The 9,673-nt window shown below is 68.3% G+C and carries 10 protein-coding genes; 8 read left to right on the plus strand and 2 right to left on the minus strand.

Annotation, left to right across the window (positions count from 1 at the left end):
- Together G3N61_RS36105 and G3N61_RS36110 are read right to left on the minus strand one after the other, a co-directional pair.
- Positions 1 to 489 (minus strand): hypothetical protein (locus G3N61_RS36105; RefSeq protein WP_205824774.1); only part of this gene is annotated, 489 nt, incomplete at its 3' end.
- Between the two features lie 96 nt (positions 490 to 585).
- On the minus strand, positions 586 to 1,989 hold the full coding sequence (locus tag G3N61_RS36110; RefSeq protein ID WP_205824776.1) for a DUF308 domain-containing protein: 1,404 nt from the start codon (positions 1,987 to 1,989) through the stop codon (positions 586 to 588).
- Positions 1,990 to 2,333: 344 nt separating this feature from the next.
- Between G3N61_RS36110 and G3N61_RS36115 the strand changes: the two genes are divergently transcribed.
- From G3N61_RS36115 to G3N61_RS36150, 8 genes are all read left to right on the plus strand, one after another.
- Positions 2,334 to 2,975 carry a hypothetical protein gene (locus tag G3N61_RS36115; protein ID WP_043180153.1) on the plus strand — a complete coding sequence of 214 codons (642 nt, stop codon included), beginning with the start codon at positions 2,334 to 2,336 and terminating at the stop codon, positions 2,973 to 2,975.
- A gap of 53 nt (positions 2,976 to 3,028) precedes the next feature.
- A complete protein-coding gene (locus G3N61_RS36120) occupies positions 3,029 to 3,595 on the plus strand; it encodes a helix-turn-helix transcriptional regulator (RefSeq protein ID WP_205824778.1) in 567 nt (188 codons plus the stop codon).
- 144 nt (positions 3,596 to 3,739) lie between these two features.
- Positions 3,740 to 3,952 (plus strand): hypothetical protein, encoded by a 213-nt coding sequence (locus G3N61_RS36125; RefSeq protein ID WP_143331090.1) that lies wholly within the window; start codon positions 3,740 to 3,742, stop codon positions 3,950 to 3,952.
- A 154-nt stretch (positions 3,953 to 4,106) separates the two neighbouring features.
- Complete coding sequence (locus G3N61_RS36130) at positions 4,107 to 4,688, plus strand: HD domain-containing protein (RefSeq protein ID WP_089452128.1); 582 nt, start codon at positions 4,107 to 4,109, stop codon at positions 4,686 to 4,688.
- Between the two features lie 72 nt (positions 4,689 to 4,760).
- Complete coding sequence (locus tag G3N61_RS36135) at positions 4,761 to 4,958, plus strand: hypothetical protein (protein ID WP_241018069.1); 198 nt, start codon at positions 4,761 to 4,763, stop codon at positions 4,956 to 4,958.
- Between the two features lie 296 nt (positions 4,959 to 5,254).
- The gene (locus G3N61_RS36140; RefSeq protein WP_205824780.1) at positions 5,255 to 6,448 is read left to right on the plus strand and encodes an efflux RND transporter periplasmic adaptor subunit; all 1,194 of its coding nucleotides are present in this window, start codon (positions 5,255 to 5,257) and stop codon (positions 6,446 to 6,448) included.
- A gap of 2 nt (positions 6,449 to 6,450) precedes the next feature.
- Positions 6,451 to 8,508, plus strand: coding sequence for a MacB family efflux pump subunit (locus tag G3N61_RS36145; protein ID WP_205824781.1), 2,058 nt, complete (start codon positions 6,451 to 6,453; stop codon positions 8,506 to 8,508).
- A 13-nt stretch (positions 8,509 to 8,521) separates the two neighbouring features.
- On the plus strand, positions 8,522 to 9,673 hold a 1,152-nt coding region (locus tag G3N61_RS36150), incomplete at its 3' end, for an efflux transporter outer membrane subunit (protein WP_205824782.1).

Below are 9,673 nucleotides of genomic sequence, written 5' to 3' on the forward strand. Positions count from 1 at the left end.
CTGGCGCGCGGCCGTCGACCCGTCGGCCAGCAACGCCTCGACGCGCGGCGCGGCGTCCGGCGCCTGCTGCTTCAGCGCCGCGTGATGCCGCGCACGCGACGCCGGCTCGGACTCGTACACATCGCACAGGCGCACCATGCCGGCGAGGCCGGCAAGGTCGTCGTCCTTGTCGATCGCGCCCGGCTCGACCGGCGCGAGCCCCTTGCGCTCCGCCGCCGGCAGCTTGTTGCGCGCGCCTTCGTCGATCGACGTGGCTGAGGCCGGCGGCAGGCCGCCGATCGCCGCGACGATCCGGCTGCCCGCGGCGATCATGTCGCCCTGGCACGCGATCTTCTCGCTGGCCGCGACGTTCGAGCAGAACGACACCGACGTCCGGTACACATCGTTGCTCATGCGCGGCACTTCGTCCGCGCTCGCCTGTGCGAAGCCGGCGCACGTCAGCGCCAGCGCGGCGGGAATCAGGATGCGGAATGCGCTCGTCTTGTTCATTGTTGTTTGCGTAGGTGGGTTCTCGTGGCGGGCAACATCGCGCGGCCGCGTAGTGGCGGCCGCTGTGACGCCGGGCCCTCGTCCGGCGGCACGCGATCACTTCATCGACGCCGCCTCCGGTCCACCGGGCGACAACGCCGCATTGTCCTGCTCGCGCCACGTGCGGCGCGACGCCATGATCGCCTTCACGGCCGAGCGCGCGACCTTCCACCACGCGAACGGCCGCGGGTCGGCAAGCATGCTGAGCGCGCGCGCATAGTCGAGCGTGAGACCGGGCGTCCACGCCATCGTCACCGCGCGCTTGCGGATCTGTGCGGCGACCCACAGCTCGGGCGTGAGCAGCAGCCGCACGAACGCGCCCCACCCGGCACGCGTGCCTTTCAGCCGCCACACCGCGCCGTCGAGCGCGGCTTCGAGCGCATTCGACACGGTGCTCGAGCAGTTGCGATGCGTGAGGTTGTACGTCACGTTCTGCCGGTACGACGACCAGAACGCGTCCAGCTTCGCCGGATCGTAGTTGCGGATCCGCACCCGCACGGTCGACGGACACCACGCCTTCGACTCGGTCGCGTAGTCGGGCTGGAACAGGCCCGGCACGTCGTTTTCGCGCGTCGCGCGCAGGATGCGCGTAAATTCGTCCGGAGAACGATCGATTTCCACGCCCGGATACAGGCTGATATAGATGCCCTCCGGCGACTCCAGCGCCGCGTGACCGGTCGAGATCACGCCGTTGACGTCCACCGCCGCGATATAGCGGTCGATCACCGGATAGCGCTGCGCCTCGGCCTTCGACGTGCCGGTCGGCGTCCACACGTGCACGGTGAGCGCATGCTCGCCGTCGGCGGGCGGGCCGTCCCATTCGGATTGCGCGAAATGCGGTGTGTCGCGCACATCGTCGAGATCGGGCGCGAGCGCCGGCGCCGGCGACGTCGCGAACGCCGGATTACGCGTCAGCCGCCGCACGCGCGCGGCGAGGCTCAGCATGTGCATCCCGCCGAACATCAGCAGCAGGCCAAGGCAGTACGGCACGGTGCCCACGTAGTGCGTCGGGTACGGCTGGTAGAAGAAGATCGCCAGCAGGATCTCGACGACGCCCCATGCGAAGGCGACGTTCCAGCGGCGATAGCGCACCATCCACGCGGAAGTGCACTGCAGCAGCCCGTCGACGAGGAACAGCGTGCCGAAGATCATCGACAGCAGGAAATGGCCGTGGTGATGGCCCGCGAACACGAGCCCGGCGGCGACCACGACCGCGATCCCCTTGACGTAGCGCAGGATGCGCTGACCGCCGACGCCGCTGCCGGCCACCGCGAGCGTCGCGAGCCCCTCGATCAGGAACAGCCACGCAAAGATCTGGATCGGAAAGTGCAGCGCGCCGTCGAGCGCATCGACGAAGATCACGCCGCCCGCGACGACCCACACCCAGCCGAACACGGTCAGCCCGCGCCAGCGGGTGCGCAGATATTCGATACCCAGCAGCAGCAAGACCAGTCGTACCATCGCGCCCTCTCGTCATTTTTTCGGGAAACGCGCTGGTCACGCGTTTCCTGCCGTTTCAACCGAGCGTCGTGCGACGTATCGGTCAAAATGCGGTAATTCGTACCGGCGCGTCATGCCTCGACATGACCGATGGCGGCCGGTACGCCTCCGCACCGGCCAAATAATAAGATATGGCGGTGACGGTTGAAAGCGTGACGAAAACGTTGTCGGCACGGCATGGACAGGGCCGGCCGGCCACTGCCGAGGCAGACTTCCCGTTCGACAACGCGCGGTGGATACGCGAGAATCCGGCTTCCGAGGGCGAAAGCCGCTGAGCCAAACCGCATCAGACGGGACCACAAGAAATGAGCACATCGATCACGCGCCGGCGCCTGCTGGCCGCCGGCGTGGCCGCGAGCAGCCTCGCGCTGTCGGGCTGTTTCACCCGGGCGCTGTACGAGAACCACGACGAGCCCTACGTCGAGCACGTTTCCGCTTTCATGATCACGAAAGACGGCAAGAAGCTGGTGGTGCTGGGCGAACGCTACCACTACATCTTCGATCTGCCGGACAAGCTGCGCCCGGTGCTGGCGGCCAGCTATCGCAAATCGCTGCATACGTCGTTCATCAGCTTCCGCGCCGACGGCAGCGACGTGACCGGCCAGTACGACACCGTGCTGTCGAAGGATGCGCCGGACGACGAGCGTCAGGCGGCAACCGCCGACGGCTTCAGGAACTGGCGCGACCGGCTCGAACTCGACGGCAACGTCGTCGGCAAGCGCTATTCCACCGAAGGCTTCACGTTGAAACCGGACGGCACCGCACAACCGTTCAACGAGCGCTATACGGTCGGCATCGACGAAGCGCCGTCCGCCTTCGCGAAGGGGCTCCGGATCCTGGCCACGCCGGTCACCGTGGCAGCCGACGGCGTGCTCGTGCTGGGCGGGGTCCTGCTGCTGCCGGTCGCGTATTTTTCGTTCAAGGACCGGCCAATCGGCGGGTTCTAGATCGGCCCCGTCCGTCATGGCACCCGGCCAACGCCCGAACGAGGAGCATCGACATGCGTGACCCTTCGCTTCATCCGTCCGCGCTCGGCCCGCAGCTCAAGCGCTGGCGCGCGCTGCACCGCGTCAAGCAAAGCCATGCGGCCGACCTGTTCGGCGTCGCACAATCGACGATCTCCCGCTGGGAAGCCGGCCGCCAGCAGATGTCGCCCGACGAACGCGCGACGGCCGAGCGGCTGCTCGCCGCGCGCCTCGATTCCGCGGGCGACTACGCGCTCGCGCGGCTTGTCTCGGGCAGCGCGGGCCGCATGCATCTCGTGTGCGACCTCACGCACCGCCTGCTCGCTTCATCTTCGGCACGTGCAGCCGAATTCTCACCGCCGCTGTCGATGCTGCTCGGCACGTCGCTGTGGCGCTACGCGAGCCCGGAGATCGTCCGCATGGAAGCCGCGCTCGATACGCTCGGCTGGCATGACCGCGTGGGGCCGCCGAGCGTCGAATTCGACACCGGCGCGAATGCGTCGCAGGTCGTGCCGATCCGCGGCAGCGTGTGCCGCTGGACGCGGATGACGTTGTCGGACGGGTCGGCCGCGCGGCTCGTGGAGACGCTTGAGGATGCGTAATCGCCGGATCGCAACGCGTGGTATACAACCGCCATCCGATGCGGTGACGGCGCAGCGCGCTTCGACGCTTGGCGCCCGCCACGCGGAGGACTTCATCGTGAATGGCAGTCCCGCCGCAGAGAGCGGCGGATGTTGAGGCTAATCGTGCTGGACCTCGTGTTCGGCGTGCTCGCTTTCTCCATCGGCGCCGCGGTACTGCACGCGCTACGCTCGGGCGTCGCCAACGCAGGTGGTACACGGGTGGCACGCCGCAGCCGCCCCTATGCATTCGCCCTGGTCGTGATTGTTCAGATCGGCTTCGTCGTCCTGTTGTGCTGGTCCGGAATTGCGCTGACGTTCGGACTTGGGCCGAAGTAAGCGCACGGCAAAGCATGCCCGTCGGCGAGCCCGACCCGGCCCGCGACCGCTGCACGACATCGCCCCATGCTCGCCCCCACCACGCATATTTCATGCGTGGACGAACCGCCCCCACCCGCACTACGCTGGACGGCTCATCGCAAGGACGCCGACCATGAACCCCGATACGATCCACGCCCGGCTCGCTTTCCTGCGCGAAGCCGAACGCCTCAAGGACGTGCTGCGCAGCGGCCACACGTCGTCCGGGCGCACGGAAAGCACGGCCGAGCACAGCTGGCGGCTGTGCCTGATGGCGCTCGTGTTCGCCGACGCGCTGCCCGGTATCGACACGCTGAAACTGTTGAAGCTGTGCGTCGTCCACGATCTCGGCGAGGCGCTGCACGGCGACATCCCCGCGATCGAACAGGCCGCGCACCCCGACAAAAGCGCGCACGAACGCGACGACCTGCTGACGCTGACCGCGTCGCTCGATCCCGGGCCACGCGACGAGATCATCGCGCTGTGGGATGAATACGACGCGGCGGCGTCGCCGGAAGCCCGCGCGGCGAAGGCGCTCGACAAGCTGGAGACGATCCTGCAGCACAACCAGGGCAGCAATCCGCCCGATTTCGACTACGCGTTCAATCTCGGCTACGGCCGCCGCTATACCGACGCCGCACCGCTGTTCAGCGCGATCCGCGACATCGTCGACGCCGACACGCAACGCCGGATCGACGCGGGCGGGCAGCGCGCGTAAGCTCGGGGGTCGGGCGCGCGGCACCGCGCACCCTGGCCGCACGAGGCTCGACACCAGCGTGAAAGCGAACGCGTGACCGACCGGCTCGCGTCCGGCGTCGTCAAGCAGCATCGCACGCCCGGCACGCTCGTGAACCCGCCGATCGGCAGCGGCTTCACGCTCACGCCCCTCGACGAATGGAGGCCGACGCAGGCGCAGGTCGATGCGCTGCCCGCGCTCGACGAGGCACGCGACCGGCCGATGATGGCACGCGCCGCCGCGCAGCGTTAACGCACCTGAATGTAGGCCGCAACACGCTCACGAGCCTTCGCCCGGCCTTTTCACAGATCGCCACAATGACGCCGCCCGGCCCCCGCTCCGGGGCGGCGCTCGCACAATTCAGCACAATTTCCACACGATTTGGCGTGATGTCCTCCCTTACCATGAGCGGCTGATTCGATCCGGCACGGCCGCGCGATGCGTACGCGGATGCCGTCGCGGGCACCCTGCCCGACATGCGACGCCGACCGGATCGTCCCGCCCGGCCGCACGCATCGCCGGCATCGCTTCATCCTTGCCGCACGCTCATGACTCAGAAGAACCCTCGCCGCCGGCGCATCGTGCTGGCTTCCGTTGCCATCGTCGCGATCGCCATCGGCGTCACGCTGAAGGCGTGCGCGCCCGACAAGCATCCGCAATACCTGTCCGCGCCCGTCTCGCGCGGCGATCTCGAGAACGCGGTGCTCGCCACCGGTGCGCTGCAGGCATTCAGGCAGGTCGACGTCGGTGCGCAGGTGTCGGGGCAGTTGAAGTCGCTGAAGGTCAAGCTCGGCGACAAGGTCACGAAGGGCCAGTGGCTTGCCGAGATCGATCCCGTGATCTCGGAAAACGCGCTGCGCCAGGCGCGCGCCAGCGAAGAAAGCCTGCGCGCGCAACAGCAATCGACCGCTGCGCAACTCACGCAGGCAGAACTCGCGTTCAAGCGCCAGCAGGCGATGCTGCCCGACGACGCGACATCGCGCGAATCGTTCGAGGCCGCCCGCGCGACGCTCGACGTGCAGCGCGCGACACTCGCGTCGCTCGCCGCGCAGATTCGCTCGGCCCGCATCCAGATCGAGACCGCGCAGGCCAATCTCGGCTACACGCGCATCGTCGCGCCGATCAACGGCGAGGTCGTCGCGGTCGTCACGCAGGAAGGCCAGACCGTGATCGCGCAGCAACAGGCGCCGGTGATCCTGAAGCTCGCCGATCTCGACACGATGACCGTGAAGGCGCAGGTGTCGGAAGCCGACGTGATCCGCGTGAGTGGCGGCCAGACCGCGTATTTCACGATCCTCGGCGAACCGGACAAGCGTCACTACGGCAAGCTGCGCGCGATCGAACCGGCGCCGCAGAACTACGCCGAAGCGCAGAGCCCGCTCGGCGGCGGCGCGGGCGGCGGCACGAAGCCGAATTCGGCCGTGTTCTACAACGCGCTGTTCGAAGTGCCGAATCCCGAGCATCGGTTGCGCATCTCGATGACCGCTCAAGTCAACATCGTGCTCGGCAACGCTCGCAACGCGCTGAGCATTCCGGCCGCCGCGCTCGGCGAAAAACGCAAGGACGGCACCTATGCAGTGCGCGTGCTGCGTGCCGACGGCAGCACGGAAACGCGCAACATCCGCATCGGCATCAACAACAACGTGCGCGTCGAAGTGCTGAACGGCCTGAAGGACGGCGAACGTGTCGTGATCGGCGAAGCGGCCGGGGACGACCACGCGCCGCTGGCGGACGTGGTGTGACGATGAGCCAGCCTCTGCTGAAACTCGCTGCCGTCACACGACGCTTTCCGGCCGGCGACAAGGATGTCGTTGTCCTGAACAACGTCAACCTGTCGATCCACGCGGGCGAGATCGTCGCGATCGTCGGCGCGTCGGGCTCCGGGAAGTCGACGCTGATGAACATCCTCGGCTGCCTCGATCATCCGAGCGAAGGCACCTACACGGTCGGCGGCCGCGACACGCACATGCTCGACAGCGACGAGCTCGCGCAACTGCGCCGCGAACACTTCGGCTTCGTGTTCCAGCGCTATCACCTGCTGCCGCACGTCGACGCGGTCGCGAACCTCGAAATGCCCGCGATCTATGCCGGCACCCCGCGCGCGGAGCGGCATGCACGCGCACGCGAGCTGCTCGCGCGCCTCGGGCTCGCGGATCGCGCGCACCATCGTCCCGGTCAACTGTCCGGTGGCCAGCAGCAGCGCGTGAGCATCGCGCGCGCGCTGATGAACGGCGGCCACGTGATCCTCGCCGACGAACCGACTGGCGCGCTCGACACGAAAAGCGGCCAGGACGTGATCCGCATCCTGCACGAGCTGAACGCGCTCGGCCATACGATCGTCATCGTCACGCACGACAAGGCCGTCGCGCGCCACGCGCGGCGCATCATCGAGATCAGCGACGGCGAGATCGTCGCCGACCGGCCGAATCGGCACTACGCGGAAGCGCTCGCGGAAGCGGGCGTCGACGCGGCGGAAGCAAGCGAAGCAGAAGCCAGCGCGCTACCCGCCCGCGATCGCCATGACACACCGCCGCCCGCGGCTGTCGACGCCGATGTGCATGCCGACACCGGCACCGGCACGCGCACGCTCCGCTTCACGGCCGGCTCCGGCCGCTTCGCCGAGGCCTGCCGGATGGCATGGATCGCGCTCGTGTCGCACCGGCTGCGCACGCTGCTGACGATGCTCGGCATCATCATCGGCATCACGTCGGTCGTGTCGATCGTCGCGATCGGCGAAGGCGCGAAGCGCTACATGCTCGACGAGATCGGCAGCATCGGCACGAACACGATCAACATCTATCCGGGCACCGACTGGGGCGACAGCCGCGCCGACGCGATCCAGACGCTCGTGCCCGCCGACGTCGCCGCGCTCGCCGAGCAGCCGTACGTCGACAGCGCGACGCCCGAAACGTCGCGCACGCTGCTGCTGCGCTACCGCAACATCGACGTGAACGCGCTCGTGAGCGGCGTCGGCGACCGCTTCTTCCAGGCGCGCGGGATGCGCTTCGCGCTGGGCGTCGCGTTCGACGAGGACGCGGTGCGCCGCCAGGTGCAGGTGGCCGTGATCGACCAGAACACGCGCCGCAAGCTGTTCGGCGCGACGCGCAACCCGATCGGCGAAGTGATCCTGGTCGACAACGTGCCGTGCGTCGTGATCGGCGTGACGGCCGACAAGAAAAGCGCGTTCGGCAGCGTGAAGAGCCTGAACGTGTGGGTGCCGTACACGACCGCGAGCGGGCGCCTGTTCGGGCAACGCTATCTCGACAGCATCACCGTGCGCGTACGCGATGGGCAACCGAGCGCCGCCGCCGAAAAGAGCCTCGAAAAGCTGATGACGCAGCGCCACGGCCGCAAGGACTTCTTCACGTACAACATGGACAGCGTGGTGAAGACCGTCGAGAAGACCGGCCAGTCGCTGACGCTGTTGCTGTCGCTGATCGCCGTGATTTCGCTCGTCGTCGGCGGGATCGGCGTGATGAACATCATGCTGGTGTCGGTCACCGAGCGCACGCGCGAAATCGGTATCCGGATGGCGGTCGGCGCGCGCCAGTCCGACATCCTGCAGCAGTTTCTCGTCGAGGCCGTGCTCGTCTGCCTGCTCGGCGGCACGATCGGCATCGCGCTGTCGTTCGGGCTCGGCGCGCTGTTCTCGATGTTCGTCGCGCAGTGGAAGATGGTGTTCTCGGCCGGCGCAATCGTGACCGCGTTCGTCTGCTCGACGCTCACCGGTGTGATATTCGGCTTCATGCCCGCGCGCAATGCATCGCGGCTCGATCCGATCGATGCGCTCGCGCGCGACTGACGCAAGGCCCGCCATGACGCATTCCTCACCGCTTCACCGCCTGGGCGCCTTCGCGTGCGCGGCCGCGCTGCTCGCCGGCTGTGCGGGCGCGCGCCATGAGCCGCTGCCCGCCGTCGCGATGCCGGCGAACTGGGCGGCGCCGGTTTCCGCCGACGCGCCGGCCACGACGCGCGACTGGTGGCGCAGCTTCGGCGATCCGCAACTCGACGCGCTGATCGACGATGCGCTGCGCGCCAACAACGACCTCGCGATCGCGGCGATCCGCGTGTACCGCGCGCAACTGCAGGCCGGCCTCGCGAATACGAACCTGACGCCCACCGTGTCGCTCGGCGCGAACGGCGCCGTGTCGCGCACGCTCGATACGCACCAGATGAGCCGGTCGAGCGGCGCGAACGTTTCGCTCAGCTATGAAATCGACCTGTGGGGCCGACTGGCCGCGCTGCGCGACGCCGCGCGCTGGGAAGCCGACGCGACGGCCGCCGATCTCGAAGCCGCACGGCTGTCGCTGATCGGCACGACCGCGTCGCTGTACTGGCAGATCGGCTATCTGAACCGGCAGATCGCGCTCGGCGACGCGAACATCGCGTATGCGGTACGCACGCTCGCGGTCGTCCGGTCACGGCACACGGCCGGTGCCGTGTCGGGGCTCGACCTGGCGCAAGCCGAACAGAGCCTCGCCGCGCAACGCGCCGCGCAGACCCGCCTGATCCAGCAGCGCACCGAGAACCGTCACGCACTCGCGATCCTGTTCGACCGGCCGCCGCAGCAACGCGCGGCCGAACCATCGGCACTGCCCGTCGCGGCACCGCCGGAGGTCGCGGCCGGCCTGCCGGCCAGCCTGCTCGGCCAGCGCCCCGACTTGCGCGCGGCGGAGTTCCGGCTGCGCGAATCGCTCGCGAACGTCGACGCGACGCGCACGAGCTTCTACCCGACCTTCACGCTGACCGGCCAGGCCGGCACGTCGAGCACGAGCCTCGAGCGCGTGCTGATGAATCCGGTCGGCACGCTCGGGCTCGGCCTTGCGCTGCCGTTCATCCAGTGGAACACGATGCAGTTGCAGATCAAGGTGTCGAAGACGCAGTACGAGGAAGCGGTCGTCGGGTTCCGCCAGAAGCTCTACACGGCGCTCGCGGAAGTCGAGAACGCGTTGTCGGCACGCGTACAG

It is taken from the genome of Burkholderia sp. Ac-20349 (genome assembly GCF_017104865.1).
GTDB lineage: Bacteria > Pseudomonadota > Gammaproteobacteria > Burkholderiales > Burkholderiaceae > Burkholderia > Burkholderia aenigmatica.

What these genes read in the sequence shown, in the direction of transcription:
- G3N61_RS36140 (WP_205824780.1), top strand. Translation starts at nt 5,255, where the DNA reads ATGACTCAGAAGAACCCTCGCCGCCGGCGCATCGTGCTGGCTTCCGTT.
- G3N61_RS36130 (WP_089452128.1), top strand. Translation starts at nt 4,107, where the DNA reads ATGAACCCCGATACGATCCACGCCCGGCTCGCTTTCCTGCGCGAAGCC.
- G3N61_RS36110 (WP_205824776.1), bottom strand. Translation starts at nt 1,989, where the DNA reads ATGGTACGACTGGTCTTGCTGCTGCTGGGTATCGAATATCTGCGCACC.
- G3N61_RS36115 (WP_043180153.1), top strand. Translation starts at nt 2,334, where the DNA reads ATGAGCACATCGATCACGCGCCGGCGCCTGCTGGCCGCCGGCGTGGCC.
- G3N61_RS36145 (WP_205824781.1), top strand. Translation starts at nt 6,451, where the DNA reads ATGAGCCAGCCTCTGCTGAAACTCGCTGCCGTCACACGACGCTTTCCG.
- G3N61_RS36120 (WP_205824778.1), top strand. Translation starts at nt 3,029, where the DNA reads ATGCGTGACCCTTCGCTTCATCCGTCCGCGCTCGGCCCGCAGCTCAAG.